The sequence below is a fragment of the Streptomyces sp. NPDC093984 genome, assembly GCF_044764595.1.
GTDB lineage: Bacteria > Actinomycetota > Actinomycetes > Streptomycetales > Streptomycetaceae > Streptomyces > Streptomyces cynarae.
In genome coordinates this window covers 416113-431553 of the sequence record NZ_JBIWIM010000005.1, presented here as the reverse complement: position 1 = coordinate 431553, position 15441 = coordinate 416113, and the positions used below count along the sequence as shown (strand labels likewise).

The following is a 15441-nucleotide window of genomic DNA, read 5'->3' as shown; positions in this document are numbered from 1 at the left end:
GGGTGTCCGGGCGTCAGGCCGGCCGGCCGAACAGCTGGCGCAGCACGTCCTCCATCGTCATCAGGCCCGCGAGGCGGCCGTCCGTGCCCAGGACCGCGGCCAGGTGGGTGCGGCTGCGGCGCATGGCCGTGAGGACGTCGTCCAGCGGGGTGGTCTCGCGCACCCGGGCGATCGGCCGCATGTCCCGCAGCCGGAACGGCACGTCCCGTGGTGAGGCGTCCAGGGCGTCCTTGACGTGGAGATAGCCGACGATCCGCCGGCCTTCGTCCACCACGGGGAAGCGCGAGAAGCCGGACTGGGCCGACAGCTGCTCAAGCTGTTCCGGAGTGACGCCCACGCGCGCGTAGACGACGTGCTCCAGCGGCACCACCACGTCCCGCACGGGCCGTCGGCCGAGGATCAGCGCGTCGTGCAGCCGCTCCTGCGCACGGTCGTCGATGAGCCCGGCCGCGCTGGAGTCCTTGACGAGCCGCACCAGTTCGTCGTCCGAGAACGTGGCCGCGACCTCGTCCCGCGTCTGCACCCGTAGCAGCCGCAGCAGCGCGTTCGCGAACGTGTTCACGGTGAAGATGACCGGGCGCAGCGCCCGGGACATGCCCACCAGCGGCGGGCCGAGCAGCAGCGCCAGCCGCACCGGCTCCGCGAGCGCGATGTTCTTCGGCACCATCTCGCCGAGCAGCATGTGCAGATACGTGGCCAGCGCCAGCGCGATCACGAACGAGATCGCACGCCCCGCGCTCTGGGGCACGCCCGCCGCGTGGAACACCGGCTCCAGCAGATGCTCGATCGCAGGCTCGGCGACCACACCGAGGACCAGGGTGCACAGGGTGATGCCGAGCTGTGCCGCGGCGAGCAGCGCCGACACGTGCTCCAGCCCCCACAGCACGCTGCGCGCCCGTCGCTCGCCCGCCTCGGCGCGCGGTTCCACCTGGCTGCGCCGCACGGAGATCAACGCGAACTCGCCGCCCACGAAGAACGCGTTCGCGACCAGCGTCAACAGACCGATCAGCAACTGGACGACGGTCACCGTTCCCCCTCCTCAAGGGTGCGCGGCGCGTGCATGAGCACCCGCGCGGCCCTGTGGCCCGATGCGTCCACCACGTCCAGCCGCCAGCCGGCCACCTCGATCCGGTCACCCTTGACCGGTATGCGGCCCAGTTCCGTGGCGACGAGTCCGGCCAGCGTCTCGTACGGCCCCTCCGGCACCCGGAGCCCCACGCGCGCGAGCTGGTCGACGCGGGCCGAGCCGTCGGCCGAGTACAGGGCCCGGCCGACGGCGTCGAGCCCGGCCGACGCCAGGTCGGGCGTCTCGTGCGGATCGTGCTCGTCGCGCACCTCGCCGACGACCTCCTCGACGATGTCCTCCAGCGTGGCGACCCCGGCGGTGCCGCCGTACTCGTCGATGACGACGGCGATGGTGTTCTTGCCGGAGAGCCGGTCCAGCAGCCGGTCGACGGTGAGGGATTCGGGAACGAACAGCGGTTCGCGTATCAGCTGTGCGACGGACCGCAGCGGCCGCTCCTCGGCGGGCACGGTGAGGATGTCCTTGATATGGGCGGTGCCGATGACCGAGTCGAGGTTTCCGCGGTAGACGGGGAACCGTGACAGGCCCGTCGCGCGCGTCGCGTTCGCCACGTCCTCGCAGGTCGCCTGGGCGTCCAGGGCGACGACCTGGACGCGCGGGGTCATCACGTTCTCCGCGGTCAGGTCGGCGAGGTTCAGCGTGCGGACGAACAGCTCGGCGGTGTCCGCCTCCAGAGCGCCCTGTCTCGCGGAGTGCTGGGCGAGCGCCACCAGCTCCTGGGGGCCGCGGGCGGAGGCCAGCTCCTCGGCCGGCTCGAGGCCGAAGCGGCGCACCACGCGGTTGGCCGTGTTGTTCAGATGCGTGATGAAGGGGCGGAACGCGCGGCTGAACCAGCGCTGCGGCCCGCCCACCCGCTTGGCCACGGCCAGCGGCGAGGAGATCGCCCAGTTCTTCGGCACCAGCTCGCCGACCACCATCAGGAACACCGTCGACAGGACCGTGCCGATGACCAGGGCCACGGACGGGGCCGCCGAGCGGGGCACGCCCACTGCCTTCAGGGGGCCGGCGATCAGCTTGGCGATCGACGGTTCGGAGAGCATGCCGACCACCAGGTTGGTGACCGTGATCCCGAGCTGCGCGCCGGAGAGCTGGAACGTCAGGTTCCGTACGGCCTTGAGGGCGCCCGCCGCACCGCGCTCACCGCGCCGTGCGGCATGCTCCAGCTCGCTGCGCTCGACCGTCGTGAGGGAGAACTCCGCCGCGACGAAGACACCGCAGGCCACCGAGAGCAGGACCGCCACCAGCAGGAGGAGCACTTCGGTCATCGGGTCACCTCCGTCCCAGGATCGGCCAGGGGCGCGGCGACCGCGCGATCTCGGGTACTGGGAGGCTCGCCCATGGACGGACGCTCACACCTTTCATGGTGGGACGGGTTCACCCCGACAGGGGGGCAGCTCGGCCTCTCCATGGTAAAGGATCGGCAAAGTACCTCCTGTGGCTCAGTCGGTGAGCGGCTTCACCCACCTCCGCCAGTGCTCCTCGGGCGCGTACCCGGCCGCCCGCCACGCATGGTGCGCGCTCTCGTTGCGCTGCAGCACCATCGCGTCCCCGCGGCGCCCACCGAGTCGCACGAACCGCTCCTCCGCCGCGGACAGCAGCGCCGAACCGACGCCCTGCCGCCGTCGCTCCGGATGCACCGCCAGCCGGTACAGATGGCAGCGCCAGCCGTCGAAGCCCGCGATCACCGTGCCGACCAGCCTGCCGTCCTCCTCCGCGAGGATCAGCGCCTCCGGATCGCGGTCGACGAGCCGCTGCACCCCGTCCCGGTCGTCGCTGATGCTCGTGCCCTCCGCGGCCACCTTCCAGAAGGCCAGCACGGTGTCCAGGTCCTCGGGCCCGGCGGCCCGTATCCGCAGATCACTCATGCCGTGATCCGATCACGCCGCCGACAGGCAGATCCCGGAATTCCGCCATGCGGACGGAAGGGGACACCGGACGGGGGCGCGGGCGGCCCCCGAACGGCTACGCGCCGCGCAGCGCCTCGATGACCGGTGCGAACGCCTCCATCGACGGCTCCAGGACGGTCAGGTACGTGAAGCCGTACCGTTCGCGCTGCGCCCGCACCTGCTCGACGATCTGTTCCAGCGTGCCGATCAGGAAGATGGGCAGTTCCAGGGCCTGCTCCGGCGTCAGGTTCGGCAGGTGCTCCAGCAGGGGGCGCACGGCGGCCTCGCGGTCCTCGGTGACGACGACCCGCTGGATGAGCACGTTCAGCTCGGCGGGCTCGCCGCGGCCCGCCGCGAGCTTGCGGTACAGGCCCACGCGCTCGTCGAGCTGCTCGGCCGTGATCGGCTCCAGCTGTCCCGTCGTGCTCCCCGGCACCGAGCGCGCCCCCGTGAAGGCGGCGATGTCGGCGTGCTCGGCGGTGAGCTTCAGCATCCGGTCGCCGTTGGCGCCGATCAGCAGCGGCACCCGCGGTCGCTGCACGGGCCGCGGCCGGTGGTCGTCGGAGCCCAGCAGCCGGTCCAACTCCTCCACCGTGCGTCGCAGATGGTCCACGCGCTCACGCGGTGAGCCGTACGGCAGTCCCGCCTGCTCGTGCTCCGCCCGGACGTAGCCGGTGCCGAGCCCCAGCTCCAGCCGGCCACCGGTCAGCGCGTCCGTCGTCGCCACCTCGCGGGCCAGCAGCGCCGGGTTCCAGAAGCCGGCGTTGAGCACGAACGTGCCCACCCGGGGACGCTCGGTCGCCTCCGCCGCCGCGACCAGCGCCGGGAACGGAGCCGGCCAGCCGAGGTGGTCGGGGACGAGGATGACGTCGTAGCCGATTTCCTCCGCTCGCCGGCACTTGGCGCGCCACTCCGCGGCCGGTGCGGGTTCGAGCATGTTGACGCCGAAACGGAACGGACGTGGCATGAACTCTCCTCGTATCCAAGCGACTTGAGTACCCCACGCGATTCCATCACTCGTGCGCGATCGCCGCCAGCACATTCATGCGCGACGCACGCAACGCCGGCAGCAGCGCCGCCACGACCCCCACGACCGCCGAACCCACCATGACGGCGACGATGGTGCCCCACGGGATCGCCAGCGCCTTCATGCCCTGCAGCGCCAGTACCCGCTGTGTGCACAGACCCCACACGATCCCCAGTGCCAGCCCGAGGACGGCGCCGAACACCGCGATCACCACCGACTCCAGCCGGATCATGCGCCGCAACTGTCTGCGGGCCAGTCCGATCGCGCGCAGCAGGCCGATCTCCCGGGTGCGCTCGACCACGGACAGGGCCAGGGTGTTGACGACCCCGAGCACCGCGATGACGATCGCGAGGCCCAGCAGCGCGTAGACCAGGTAGAGCAGCACCGCGATCTGGTTGTGCACCAGCTTCTTGTAGTCGGCCTGGTCGCGGGCCTGGACCTGCGGGTAGGGGGCGAGGGTCTTCTCCAGCCGGGCGCGCAACCGGTCCTTGGAGGTGCCGGGCGCCGCGTTCACGAAGAGCGCCGTGTCCTGCCCCTGCGGCACGTACCTCTGGAGCGTCCCCATGCCGAAGAACAGCCCGCCCCGCGTACTGAAGTTGTTCGAACCGGCCTGGTTGGTGAGCGCGCCCACCCTCAGATCGGTGCGGCGCTCGTCCGGGAACCGGACCGGGAGCGTGGACCCGAGACGGACGCCGTGGTCCTTGGCGAACGCCGCGTCCATGGCGAGGGCGCCGTCCGCGAGCGCGGTGGCCGAGCCGCCCCGGACGTAGGTGAGGTGGGCGACCTCGTCGAGCCGCCGGTCGAAGGCCGTGGCCGAGGTCTCGATCCGGGTGCCGTCCGGCAGCACGATCGCCACGGGCGTGTACCGCTGCCGTACGACGAGCCCGGCCCCTTCCGTGGCACGGACCCGGTCGGTGATCTCCTGGGGGAACGGTGCGGGGGTCCCTGATCTGCTCTGCACCACGAAGTCCGCGCCCAGCGTCTTGTCGATCTGCTGGTCGAACGACCTGGACATGGACGTGCTCGCCACCGACATCCCGGCCACCAGCGCGAGCCCGACCATCAGGGCGGAGGCGGTGGCACCGGTGCGGCGCGGATTGCGCAGGGCGTTGCGCTGGCTCATCCGGCCGATAGAGCCGAACAGGGCGGGGAAGGCGGCCCCCAGCACCCGGATCAGCGGACGCACCAGCAGCGGGCCGGCGATCACGGTCGCGACGAGCGTGAGCACCACACCGATGCCGAGCAGCGTGGTGGCGGGCGCGGTCCTGGTCGCCCGGGCGCAGCCCGCCAGCGCGGCCACGCCGAGCGCGCCGACGATCGCTCCCGCCACCGCGCGCAGCGTCAACGGCCGGCCCGTACCGGCGACCTCGGCGTCCACGAGGGCCGCCATGGGGGAGACGCGGGCCGCGCGCCGGGCCGGGAGGTATGCGGCGACGAAGGTGACGCCGACCCCGACCGCGTAGGCGGCGACCGGAGTGACCCAGCCGATCACCATCTCGGTGGACCTGATGTTCATGCCGAACACGCTCATCAGCCGGATCAACCCGGCCGCGAGCCCGATCCCCGCGGCCAGCCCCAGCGTCGAGCCGGCCAGCCCGAGCAGCAGCGCCTCGGCCAGCACGGACCGGCGCACCTGCCGCCGCTCGGCGCCGAGGGCGCGCAGCAGCCCCAGCTCGCGGGTGCGCTGGGCGATCAGCATCGAGAACGTGTTCACGATGAGGAAGACGCCCACGAGCACGGCGATCCCGGCGAACCCCACCATCACGTACTTGATCACGTCGAGGAACGCGCCGAGCCGGTCGGTGTCGGACTTGGCCTGTTCGGCCGCGGTCCTCAGGTCGTACGAGGTCGAGCCGATCGCGTCGGCGACCCGCTGCTTGAGCCGTGCGTCGCTCACGCCCGGTGCCGCGTCGACGGAGATGCTCGTGGCCACGTCCGGGCGGCCCAGCAGCCTGGTCTGCGCGGCCGGGGTGTCGAGGAAGACCAGGGCGGCGCCGGGGTTGGTGGTGGTGAAGGTGGCGATCCCGGCCACGCGCACCTTGAACGACCCGGGACGGGCGACCACCGTCAGCGTGTCACCGATCCGCACGTGCTTGTGCCGGGCGGTGTCCGCGTCCAGCAGCGCCTCGCCGAGGCCCTGCGGGGCGTGGCCGGACGTGAGCCGGACCGGGCTGTGTTCGGTGACGGACCAGTTCCTGGCGATGGTGGGCGCGCCGGTGGTCGGACCCACCGGTTCGTTCCTGCGGTCGACGACCGTGACGTCCTGGACGGCGACGTCGGCGTGCGCGGCGGCGACGCCGTCCACCCGGGCCAGCCGGGCGGCCAGCGAGGCCGGAAGGGTCGGCGTCGCTCCGGACGGGATCCGGGACGGCAGGTCCTGGCGGGGGCTCACGGTCACGTCGGCCGCCGTGGAGGCGAAGAGCCGGTCGAAGGTCCGGGAGACCGTGTCCGAGAAGATCAGGCTGCCCGCGACGAACGCCACCGACAGGAGCACGGCCAGCGCGGAGAGCGCGAGCCGTCCCTTGTGCGCGAGGAAGCTGCGCAGCGTCGCCTTCAGCATGGTCCCACCGGTCCGACGTCCTCAGTTCTCGCGGCCGGACGCGCCGTCGAAGACCGCCCGTACCGTGTCGAAACGCTTCATGCGCTCCAGCACGGCCTCGGCCGTCGGCCGCTCCATCTCGTCCACGATCCGCCCGTCCGCCAGGAACAGCACCAGATCGGAGTGGGCCGCCGCGCCCGGATCGTGCGTGACCATGACGACGGTCTGCCCCAGTTCGTCCACGGCCCTGCGCAGGAACCCCAGCACCTCGAGCCCTGCCCGGGAGTCCAGGTTGCCCGTCGGCTCGTCCGCGAAGATCAGCTCGGGGCGGGAGGCGAGCGCCCGGGCGCAGGCGACGCGCTGCTGCTGCCCGCCGGACAGCTGGGAGGGCCGGTGCCCGAGCCGGTCCCGCAGCCCCAGCGTGTCGATCACCTGGTCGAGCCACTCCGGGTCGGGCTTCCTGCCCGCGATGTCCATGGGCAGCGTGATGTTCTCGGCGGCGTTCAGCGTCGGGATCAGATTGAACGACTGGAACATAAAACCGATCCGGTCCCGGCGCAGCCGGGTCAGTTCGCGGTCCTTCAGGCCCGTGATCTCGGTGTCGCCGAGCCACACCTGGCCCCCCGACACGGTGTCGAGGCCCGCCAGGCAGTGCATCAGCGTGGACTTCCCGGAGCCGGAGGGGCCCATCACGGCGGTGAAGCGGCCACGCGCGATGTCCACGTCGACCGAGTCCAGGGCGAGCACCGCCGTCTCACCCGAGCCGTACGCCTTCGTCAGGCCCCGGGCGCGGGCGGCGATCCCGTCCGCCTCCGCGTGGCCCGGGGCGTGCTCCGCTTCAGCAGTGGACAAGACGGCCTCCTTCGTCGTGGACGTCCCGACGTCCTGGTCTTCCCCGTCCCGGCCGAGCGTAATGTGATGCACCGCACACCGGGTATCCCCCCATGCCGGGCCGGTCGCCCGGGTCGCCCTCTTGCCGGTGCTAGCAACCCGGCGCTAGCGTCGAGGCATGGCGAAGACCCAGCTGAACGTGAGGGTGGACGAGGACACCGCCCGAGCCGCCCGCGAGCGTGCCCTGGAGCGCGGTATGAGCGTCAACCGGTACATCGAAGAGCTGGTGCGACAGGACACCGGGGAGGCCGGCCACACGTTCGTCGAGGCCGCCGCCGACTTCATGAAGCAGTACGAGTCCGTCTTCGCCGAGGAGTTCGGCACCGGTCGCGAGGGCTCGCCCGAGCACCCCGGCGAAGGTCGTCGCTGACCGTTGAGCCACCTCAGAGTCGACCTCGCCTGGCTGCTGATGGTCGCCGAACAGAAGACGCCCGGAGATCCCCAGGTCACGGACTGGGGCGCGCTCGTCGCCGCGGTCAGCCGGCACGACGCGGAGATATTCGGCGTCGCCGTCTACGACACCCCGCACGCTCGCGCGGCCGCCCTGCTCCAGCTGCTGCTGCACGTTCCGGCGCTGGAACGCTCCAACGCGCTGTTCGCCTCCGCGGTCGCCTACGCCTACCTCGTCGCCAGCGGCGTCAAGGTCGTCACCTCACCGGAACAGGTGCGGGATCTGGCCCGGCTGGTCAAGAGCGGGGACGCCTCCGTGCACGACATCGCGCAGGAGCTGCGCCAGTGGAGCCTGTGACGGCTACTCGGGGAGGCCCGGCCGCCAGGCGGTGCCCAGCACGCAGTACGAGGTGGGCAGGGGCGGCCCCTTCTCCGGCATCAGCAGCCGCCGGTACGGGCCCAGTTCGAAACCGGCGGCGCGCAGGGCCGCCACCGGGTCCCGGGAGAGGTGGCAGCCGCCGGTGAGCGGCGGCCACACCGTGCGGTCCAGGGCCCGCTGCGCGTACCGCATCACGGGCCCGCCGCCCGCGCCGTGCTCGTAGAAGCGCAGGGTGCCACCGGGCCGCAGCACCCGGCGCACCTCGCCGAGGGCCCGGGAGACGTCCCGCACGCTGCACAGCACCAGCGACAGGATCGCCGCGTCGAAGGCCTCGCTCTTGACCGGCAGCGCCTCCGCCGCGCCCGGCACCACGTCCACCGGGACGTCGGCACGCAGGGCCGCCTCGACCGCCTTGTGCCGCAGCAGCCGCTCGGGTTCGATCGCGACGACCTCGGAGACGGTGCCCGGGTAGTGGGCGAAGTTCAGGCCGTTGCCGGCGCCGATCTCGATGACCCGGCCGGAGAGCCCGGCGAGCAACCGGTCTCGTACGGCCCCCAGGCCGAGGCGCGTCTCGGCGGCGACGCTGAGCCGGGCGTAGGAGCGGGCGAAGATCGGATGGTGCACGGAGTCCCGCGGCACCGCGCGGGAGCGGACGGACCGCAGCGGCATGGAGCACCTCCCGGACAGGACGGGCGTCAACGGCATTCTGCCCCGCGCACGTCCCGCGCATCCGCGCCGCACGGACCCTCGTTCAAGCTGCCCGTCACGGACCGACGCCGACGCGAGCCTCTCCTCGCCCCGCGGACCCCTGGCGGCCCGCCCGCCTCTACGGCGCGAACCTGGACGCGAAGCTCCCGGCGTCCCACGTGCCGCCCAGTCGTGGCGCCAGCCAGCCGGCGGCCTCGGCCCGGAAGGCGGCGGGTGCGCGGGACCCGGCCCCCGCGGGGAGCGCGCCGAGCAGCGGGGCTTCGGTCACCGTCGGAAGGTCCGCCAGGTTGCAGCGGGAGGCGAGGTCCGGGGACTTCGGCCAGCTGCCGATGACCACGCCCGCCGGCTCCAGCTGCCGGCGCCCCAGTTCACGTACCGTCAGCTCCGTCGCGTTCAGCGTGCCGAGGCCCGCCGACGCCACCACCAGCACCGGCGCCCCCAACAGCCCTGCCGCGTCGGCCAGGGTGCCGCCCTCGTCGTCGAACCGTACGAGCAGCCCGCCGGCCCCCTCCACGAGGACCAGGTCGTGCTCGGCGGCCAGTTTCGCGGCGGCCTCCGCCACCTCGTGCGGCCGCACGGGCGCCATCCCGGCCCGCCGGGCGGCCGTCGCGGGCGCCAACGGCTCGGGGAAGCGGGCGAGTTCACGCGTCGTCACGGCCCCCGCGAGCCGGGCCACCTCGTCGGCATCCCCGCGCTCGTCCGGACGTACCCCCGTCTGCGCGGGCTTGAGCACCGCCACGGACCGCCCGGCGGCGACGGCCACCGCGGCGACGGCGGCCGTCGTGACCGTCTTGCCGATCTCCGTGCCGGTCCCCGTGATCACCAGTACCGTCATGTCACCCTTCCCGTGCCGCCGCGCACACCGCGCGCGCGATCCGTGCCACATCCGCCTCCCCGGTCACATACGGCGGCATGGTGTAGACGAGGTCCCGGAACGGCCGCAGCCACACCCCCTCGCGCACCGCGGCGCGGGTCGCCGCCGCCATGTCCACCTCGTGGTCGAGCTGCACGACCCCGATGGCGCCGAGCACCCGCACCTCCCGCACCCCCGGCAGGTCCGCCGCCTCGGCGAGTCCCTCCCTCAGGCCCGTCTCGATCCGCTTGACCTCCGACCGCCAGTCCTGGCCGAGCAGCAGGTCCACCGAGGCGCACGCCACGGCGGCCGCCAGCGGGTTGCCCATGAACGTGGGGCCGTGCGCGAGCACCGGCACCTCGCCCCGCGAGATCCCCTCGGCCACCCGAGGCGTGCACAGCGTCGCCGCCATCGTCAGGTAACCACCGGTCAGCGCCTTGCCCACGCACATCACGTCCGGCGTCACCGCCGCGTGCTCCGCCGCGAACAGGGCGCCCGTGCGCCCGAACCCGGTGGCGATCTCGTCGAACACCAGCAGCACGTCGTGCGCGTCGCACACCTGGCGCAGCACCCGCAGATACGCGGGGGAGTGGAACCGCATCCCGCCCGCTCCCTGCACCACCGGCTCCACGATCACCGCGGCCAGTTCGTCCGCGTGCCGTTCCACCAGGGCGCGCAGATGCTCCGCGTACGCCTCCTCGTACTCCGCGGGCGGCGCGTCGGCGAACACCTGCCGGGGCAGGACGCCCTGCCACAGCTCGTGCATCCCGCCGTCGGGGTCGCACACGGACATCGGCTGCCAGGTGTCGCCGTGGTAGCCGCCGCGCCAGGTCATCAGGCGCCGCTTTTCAGGACGGCCGAGCGAGCGCCAGTACTGCAGGCACATCTTGACCGAGACCTCGACCGACACCGACCCGGAGTCCGCGAGGAACACATGCTCCAGGCCCTCGGGCGCGATGTCGACCAGGAGCTTCGCCAGCCGGACGGCGGGCTCGTGGGTGAGCCCGCCGAACATCACATGGCTCATCCGCGCCAGCTGCCCGCGTGCGGCCTCGTTGAGCACCGGGTGGTTGTAGCCGTGGATCGCCGACCACCAGGACGACATCCCGTCGACCAGCTCTCCCGAGCCGTCCGCGAGCCGCAGCCGGACCCCGCTCGCCGACTCCACGACGAGCGGCTCCTGCCGTCCCGGCATGGGACCGTACGGATGCCAGACGTGCTGCCGGTCCAGCGCCAGCAGCACGTCCACGGGCAGGTCAGGCATTGGGCGCGAGATCCGTTCCGGCACCGCGACGGCGTACGGCGACCAGGTCCGTACGGGGCTCGTCGGCGGACGGCACCGCGGCGGAACCGCACACACCGCCACCCTCATGGGACCCGCATCCGGCGCTCTCGTGGGAGCCGCACCCGGCGGCCTCCTGCGAGCCGCATCCGCCCGTCGCGGCCCGGTGCCCGGGCAGGGTCACCTGGTCCGTGCCCTCCACCTCGAACCCGGCGTCCGCGATCATCTCCAGGTCCGCCTTGCCCGCCTGGCCCTCGCTGGTGAGGTAGTCGCCCAGGAAGATGGAGTTGGCCAGATGCAGGGCGAGCGGCTGCAGCGTACGGAGGTGGACCTCGCGGCCGCCCGCGATGCGCACCTCGACGTCCGGGCACACGAACCGCACCATCGCCAGGATCCGCAGGCACCGCTGCGGCGTCAGGTTCCACTCCTTCGCGAGCGGGGTGCCCTCGAACGGGATCAGGAAGTTCACCGGAACGGAGTCCGGGTCCAGCGCGCGCAGCGCGAAGACCACGTCGACCAGGTCCTCGTCGCTCTCGCCCATGCCCGCGATGAGACCGGAACAGGCCGACAGGCCGGCGGCGTGCGCCTTCTGCACCGTGTCCACCCGGTCGGCGTAGGTGTGCGTGGTGGTGATGTCCCCGTACGTGCCCTCGGAGGTGTTCAGGTTGTGGTTGTAGGCGTCGGCGCCGGCCGCGCGCAGCCGTTCGGCCTGGCCGTCGGAGAGCAGGCCGAGGCAGGCGCACACCTCGACGCCCTCGTTCTGCTCCTTGATCGTCTTGATGGTGTCGGAGACCCGATCCACGTCCCGGTCAGTGGGCCCGCGACCACTGGCGACGAGGCACACCCGCTTGGCGCCGCCCGCGACACCCGCCGCGGCGGCCTGGGAGGCCTCGTCCGGCTTCAGCCAGGTGTACTTGAGGATGTCCGCCTTCGAGCCGAGCCGCTGGGAGCAGTAGGAGCAGTCCTCGGGGCACAGGCCGGACTTGAGGTTGACGAGATAGTTGAGTTTCACCCGTCGGCCGAACCAGTGGCGGCGCACCTTGCCGGCCGCGGCCACCACATCGAGCACGTCGTCGTCGGAAGTGGCGAGAACGGCGAGAGCCTCCTCGCGGGTCGGCGGCTCGCGCCGCAACCCCTTGTCCACCAGCGTGTTCAGCAGGTCCATGAGAGCCGATCCTGTCCTACGGGACCGCCCCGGGCCAAGGAGAGTTTGCACAACAGAGACGGTTCGACGTGTGGGTATTGCCACATCCTGGGCGGCCGGTCGTCCCGTTAGGGTCTGTGCACTGCCTACAAAACCGCGGAGGAGCCATGGCGTTCGGCTGGATCGACGAGCAGGCACAGGCACGCCGCCGGGCCGGACTGGTCCGCACCCTGCGCCCCCGAGCCGCCGACTCCCCGCTCCTGGACCTCGCGAGCAACGACTACCTGGGCCTCGCCCGCCATCCGGAGGTCGTCGGGGGCGCCGCGGAGGCGGCCCGGCGGTGGGGCGGCGGTTCGACCGGCTCGCGGCTCGTCACCGGCACCACCGAGCTGCACGGCGAGCTGGAACGCGAACTGGCGGAGTTCTGCGGCTTCGAGGCGGCCCTGGTCTTCTCCTCCGGGTACGCGGCCAACCTGGCGGCCGTCACCGCGCTCGCCCCGCACGGTTCCCTGATCGTCTCGGACGCGGGCAACCACGCCTCGCTCATCGACGGCTGCCGACTGGCGCGCGGCACCACCCAGGTCGTCGCGCACGCCGACCCCGACGCCGTGCGCAAGGCGCTCGGCACCCATGAAGGGCCCGCGGTCGCGGTGTCCGACACGGTCTTCTCGGTCGACGGCGACGCGGCACCGCTGGCCGAACTGGCGTCCGCCTGCCGCGCTCACGGCGCCGGGCTGGTCGTCGACGACGCGCACGGACTCGGCGTCCTCGGGTCCGGCGGCCGGGGCGCCCCGCACGCGGCCGGGCTCGCGGGCGCGCCGGACGTGGTGGCGACGGTGACGCTGTCGAAGTCGCTGGGCAGCCAGGGCGGCGCCGTCCTCGGACCGGCGCATGTGATCGACCATCTGGTCAACGCGGCCCGGACGTTCATCTTCGACACCGGGCTCGCCCCGGCCGCGGCGGGCGCGGCACTCGCGGCGCTGCGTCTGCTGCGCCGCGAGCCGGAGCGCGCCGAGCGGGCCCGCACGGTGGCGGCGGCCCTGCACGCCCGTCTCACGGCCGAGGGCCACGAGACGGTGCGTCCGGACGCCGCCGTGGTCTCCGTGCGGGCACCCTCCCCGGAGCAGGCCGTACGGTGGGCGGCCGACTGCCGGGCGGCCGGGGTCGTCGTCGGCTGCTTCCGTCCGCCGTCCGTGCCGGACGGCATCTCACGGCTGCGGCTGACCGCCCGTGCGGATCTCACCGACGGGCAGGTCGAGCAGGCCGTACGGGTGATCGGCGAGACGCGACCGTGAGTCGGCGGGACGGCCGTGCATCGCGTGTCACGGGGACCTGACCCGTACGCCGTCGTACGGAGGCGGTCCCACGGAAGTGCCCTTGGCGGAGCGACCCGGAATGTGGCTCGAAATCGGCTCACTCACCGCCGATTTCCACCGATGGACGTGGTCAGTTCAGCCCTTTCAGGAACTCCTTCCACGCTTCGGGGCTGAACGTCAGGGCCGGTCCGGTCACCTTCTTGGAGTCGCGTACGGCCACCCGTCCGGCCCAGGGACCGGGGCCCGGACGGGCGGTCTCGACGCAGTTGTTCATTCCCGTACTACGGCTGCTGCGCAACCACCGCACACCGTCGAGACAGGTGCTGGAAGGGATGTGGGGGGCTGACATGATGCCTCCTTACGCGTCGCCGGCCAACGCGGCGATGTAATCCAACGATTCCTCGGGCGAAAGGGCGTGGATCTGAAGGGACGTGAAGGCCTCGCTGTAGGCCTGGAGGTCTTCTTTCCGCTCGAGATAGAGGCTACTCGTCAAGTGGTCGAGAACGACTACATCCAGATCGGATCTGCTCGGAAATGAGAAGATAACGAAAGGCCCGGTGATACCGATGTGGGCCCCGGCGGTGAACGGCAGGATCTGAAGCCGTACTTGGGGCAGCCGGGCCGCCTCCAGCAGGCGCCTCAGTTGCCGCGCCATGACCCCCGGCCCGCCGATCTCCCGACGCAGCACCGCCTCGTCCAGGACCGCGCTCAGTTCCAGGGGCGGATCCGCGCGCAGCACGTCCTGGCGGGCCAGCCGCACCTCCACCAGGGCGTCCAGCTTGGCGTCCTCCAGGGTGCCGACGGCGGCCCGGGTCACGGCCCGGGCGTACTCGGGCGTCTGCAGCAGGCCCGGCACCACGGACGTCTCCAGGGTGCGCATGCCGCTCGCCTGGGACTCCAGGCTGATGAAATCCCGGTAGGTCGGCGGAAGCACCCCGCGGTAGGCGTGCCACCAGTTCTGCCGGCCGCCGCCGTCCTCCGAGCCCGCCAGCACCAGCAGCAGGTCCCGCAACTCGGGATCCTGGACGTCGTACGCGTCCAGCAGCAGGCGTACGTCCGCCGGCTTGACCCCGCTGGAGCCCGTCTCGATCCGGCTCACCTTCGACTGGTGCCAGCCGACGAGGCCGGCCGCCTCCCCGCTCGTGAGCCCCGCCCGGGCGCGCAGGGCGCGTAATTCGGCGCCGAGCTTGCGGCGGCGCACCGCTGGTCCGTACTGCATGGCCGACTCCTTCCGCACGGCGCGCGGTCTCAGGGCGAGACGGTAGAGGATGAGCCCGAGCGCACCCCAAACTCGCTCGGTCGTCGCAGAGTTCACCGCTTCGAGCGACAGATATATGCATATCTCGGGGGATCGGGCCCGACAGGGCCCAGGTGGTGGCAGGCTGGCGCGCAGCACCAAGTCCGGGACCGTTACTCGTACCAACCGCTCCGTGTCGGACTCCGGTCCCGTAGGAAAGGGACGACGTCGCCATGGCAGACCATCAGGAAGCATCCGTCACTCTGCCGAGCGATCCCGCCTCGGTCTCCGCCGCCCGAAAATACGTCTCGAGCGTCCTCGTCGAATGGGGGATGCCCGGCGACGCCGAAGTCGCCGACACCGTCCGCTTGATCGTCTCCGAACTCGCCACCAACGCCGTGCAGCACACCCTCGGGCAGTCGCCCACGTTCACGGTCGACATCGCGCTCGACCGGGACGAGTTACTGCGCATCGGGGTCACCGACAGCCACCCGCGCTTCCCCAAGCGCCTGCCGGCGGCCGTGCAGCAGGACAACGGGCGGGGCATGGTGATCATCCGGTGCCTGACCGCCGAGTGCGGCGGGAAGCTGAGCGTGCGGCCCACGCGCGAGGGCGGCAAGACGGTCGCGATCGAACTGCCGTGGACGAAGCCGATGCAGCCGGTCGCGGCGTCACCGGGACCGGGGGGAGCGTGAACGGCGCTCG

The 15441-nt window shown here is 72.3% G+C and carries 16 protein-coding genes; 4 read left to right on the top strand and 12 right to left on the bottom strand.

Annotated elements, in window-relative coordinates:
* Positions 1–13: 13 nt before the first annotated feature.
* The 6 genes from ACIRC0_RS21450 to ACIRC0_RS21425 all read right to left on the bottom strand — a co-directional run bounded on the left by ACIRC0_RS21450 (position 14) and on the right by ACIRC0_RS21425 (position 7388).
* Positions 14–1027 carry a hemolysin family protein gene (locus tag ACIRC0_RS21450; protein ID WP_403617720.1) on the bottom strand — a complete coding sequence of 338 codons (1014 nt, stop codon included), beginning with the start codon at positions 1025–1027 and terminating at the stop codon, positions 14–16.
* Complete coding sequence (locus tag ACIRC0_RS21445) at positions 1024–2349, bottom strand: hemolysin family protein (protein ID WP_403617718.1); 1326 nt, start codon at positions 2347–2349, stop codon at positions 1024–1026. Before ACIRC0_RS21445 ends, ACIRC0_RS21450 begins: the two co-directional genes overlap by 4 nt.
* A 174-nt stretch (positions 2350–2523) precedes the next feature.
* Positions 2524–2949: a GNAT family N-acetyltransferase gene (locus tag ACIRC0_RS21440; protein WP_403617716.1), complete on the bottom strand. Its 426-nt coding sequence runs from the start codon at positions 2947–2949 to the stop codon at positions 2524–2526.
* A gap of 97 nt (positions 2950–3046) precedes the next feature.
* A complete protein-coding gene (locus tag ACIRC0_RS21435) occupies positions 3047–3937 on the bottom strand; it encodes an LLM class F420-dependent oxidoreductase (protein ID WP_403617714.1) in 891 nt (296 codons plus the stop codon).
* 46 nt (positions 3938–3983) lie between these two features.
* On the bottom strand, positions 3984–6557 hold the full coding sequence (locus ACIRC0_RS21430) for an ABC transporter permease (protein WP_403617712.1): 2574 nt from the start codon (positions 6555–6557) through the stop codon (positions 3984–3986).
* A gap of 21 nt (positions 6558–6578) precedes the next feature.
* Positions 6579–7388, bottom strand: coding sequence for an ABC transporter ATP-binding protein (locus ACIRC0_RS21425; protein WP_403617710.1), 810 nt, complete (start codon positions 7386–7388; stop codon positions 6579–6581).
* A 157-nt stretch (positions 7389–7545) separates the two neighbouring features.
* Here ACIRC0_RS21425 and ACIRC0_RS21420 point away from each other — a divergent pair, with 157 nt between their 5' ends.
* Positions 7546–7797, top strand: coding sequence for a toxin-antitoxin system HicB family antitoxin (locus ACIRC0_RS21420; RefSeq protein WP_366025925.1), 252 nt, complete (start codon positions 7546–7548; stop codon positions 7795–7797).
* Between the two features lie 3 nt (positions 7798–7800).
* Positions 7801–8175 carry a fic family toxin-antitoxin system, toxin component gene (locus ACIRC0_RS21415; protein WP_403617709.1) on the top strand — a complete coding sequence of 125 codons (375 nt, stop codon included), beginning with the start codon at positions 7801–7803 and terminating at the stop codon, positions 8173–8175.
* Between the two features lie 3 nt (positions 8176–8178).
* Here ACIRC0_RS21415 and ACIRC0_RS21410 read toward each other — a convergent pair whose 3' ends face one another.
* The 4 genes from ACIRC0_RS21410 to bioB form a co-directional block, all read right to left on the bottom strand.
* On the bottom strand, positions 8179–8865 hold the full coding sequence (locus tag ACIRC0_RS21410; RefSeq protein ID WP_403617708.1) for a class I SAM-dependent methyltransferase: 687 nt from the start codon (positions 8863–8865) through the stop codon (positions 8179–8181).
* A gap of 157 nt (positions 8866–9022) precedes the next feature.
* The gene (gene bioD / locus ACIRC0_RS21405; RefSeq protein ID WP_403617707.1) at positions 9023–9739 is read right to left on the bottom strand and encodes a dethiobiotin synthase; all 717 of its coding nucleotides are present in this window, start codon (positions 9737–9739) and stop codon (positions 9023–9025) included.
* Between the two features lies 1 nt (position 9740).
* A complete protein-coding gene (locus ACIRC0_RS21400; RefSeq protein ID WP_403617706.1) occupies positions 9741–11021 on the bottom strand; it encodes an adenosylmethionine--8-amino-7-oxononanoate transaminase in 1281 nt (426 codons plus the stop codon).
* Positions 11014–12204, bottom strand: a complete 1191-nt coding sequence (bioB, locus tag ACIRC0_RS21395) for a biotin synthase BioB (RefSeq protein ID WP_403617705.1) — start codon at positions 12202–12204, stop codon at positions 11014–11016. Before bioB ends, ACIRC0_RS21400 begins: the two co-directional genes overlap by 8 nt.
* Positions 12205–12350: 146 nt before the next feature.
* Here bioB and ACIRC0_RS21390 point away from each other — a divergent pair, with 146 nt between their 5' ends.
* Positions 12351–13478, top strand: coding sequence for an 8-amino-7-oxononanoate synthase (locus ACIRC0_RS21390; protein ID WP_403617704.1), 1128 nt, complete (start codon positions 12351–12353; stop codon positions 13476–13478).
* Between the two features lie 151 nt (positions 13479–13629).
* Here the strand turns inward: ACIRC0_RS21390 and ACIRC0_RS21385 are convergent, their stop codons facing one another.
* Entirely contained in the window at positions 13630–13848 is a 219-nt protein-coding gene (locus ACIRC0_RS21385) for a DUF397 domain-containing protein (RefSeq protein ID WP_200422102.1), read from the bottom strand.
* 9 nt (positions 13849–13857) lie between these two features.
* The gene (locus ACIRC0_RS21380) at positions 13858–14718 is read right to left on the bottom strand and encodes a helix-turn-helix domain-containing protein (protein ID WP_403617703.1); all 861 of its coding nucleotides are present in this window, start codon (positions 14716–14718) and stop codon (positions 13858–13860) included.
* 251 nt (positions 14719–14969) lie between these two features.
* Here ACIRC0_RS21380 and ACIRC0_RS21375 point away from each other — a divergent pair, with 251 nt between their 5' ends.
* Complete coding sequence (locus tag ACIRC0_RS21375; protein WP_403617702.1) at positions 14970–15431, top strand: ATP-binding protein; 462 nt, start codon at positions 14970–14972, stop codon at positions 15429–15431.
* The last annotated feature ends 10 nt before the right edge of the window (positions 15432–15441 follow it).

What these genes read in the sequence shown, in the direction of transcription:
- ACIRC0_RS21445 (WP_403617718.1), bottom strand. Translation starts at nt 2,349, where the DNA reads ATGACCGAAGTGCTCCTCCTGCTGGTGGCGGTCCTGCTCTCGGTGGCC.
- ACIRC0_RS21440 (WP_403617716.1), bottom strand. Translation starts at nt 2,949, where the DNA reads ATGAGTGATCTGCGGATACGGGCCGCCGGGCCCGAGGACCTGGACACC.
- ACIRC0_RS21435 (WP_403617714.1), bottom strand. Translation starts at nt 3,937, where the DNA reads ATGCCACGTCCGTTCCGTTTCGGCGTCAACATGCTCGAACCCGCACCG.
- ACIRC0_RS21430 (WP_403617712.1), bottom strand. Translation starts at nt 6,557, where the DNA reads ATGCTGAAGGCGACGCTGCGCAGCTTCCTCGCGCACAAGGGACGGCTC.
- ACIRC0_RS21420 (WP_366025925.1), top strand. Translation starts at nt 7,546, where the DNA reads ATGGCGAAGACCCAGCTGAACGTGAGGGTGGACGAGGACACCGCCCGA.
- ACIRC0_RS21410 (WP_403617708.1), bottom strand. Translation starts at nt 8,865, where the DNA reads ATGCCGCTGCGGTCCGTCCGCTCCCGCGCGGTGCCGCGGGACTCCGTG.
- bioD (WP_403617707.1), bottom strand. Translation starts at nt 9,739, where the DNA reads ATGACGGTACTGGTGATCACGGGGACCGGCACGGAGATCGGCAAGACG.
- ACIRC0_RS21400 (WP_403617706.1), bottom strand. Translation starts at nt 11,021, where the DNA reads ATGCCTGACCTGCCCGTGGACGTGCTGCTGGCGCTGGACCGGCAGCAC.
- bioB (WP_403617705.1), bottom strand. Translation starts at nt 12,204, where the DNA reads ATGGACCTGCTGAACACGCTGGTGGACAAGGGGTTGCGGCGCGAGCCG.
- ACIRC0_RS21390 (WP_403617704.1), top strand. Translation starts at nt 12,351, where the DNA reads ATGGCGTTCGGCTGGATCGACGAGCAGGCACAGGCACGCCGCCGGGCC.
- ACIRC0_RS21385 (WP_200422102.1), bottom strand. Translation starts at nt 13,848, where the DNA reads ATGTCAGCCCCCCACATCCCTTCCAGCACCTGTCTCGACGGTGTGCGG.
- ACIRC0_RS21380 (WP_403617703.1), bottom strand. Translation starts at nt 14,718, where the DNA reads ATGCAGTACGGACCAGCGGTGCGCCGCCGCAAGCTCGGCGCCGAATTA.
- ACIRC0_RS21375 (WP_403617702.1), top strand. Translation starts at nt 14,970, where the DNA reads ATGGCAGACCATCAGGAAGCATCCGTCACTCTGCCGAGCGATCCCGCC.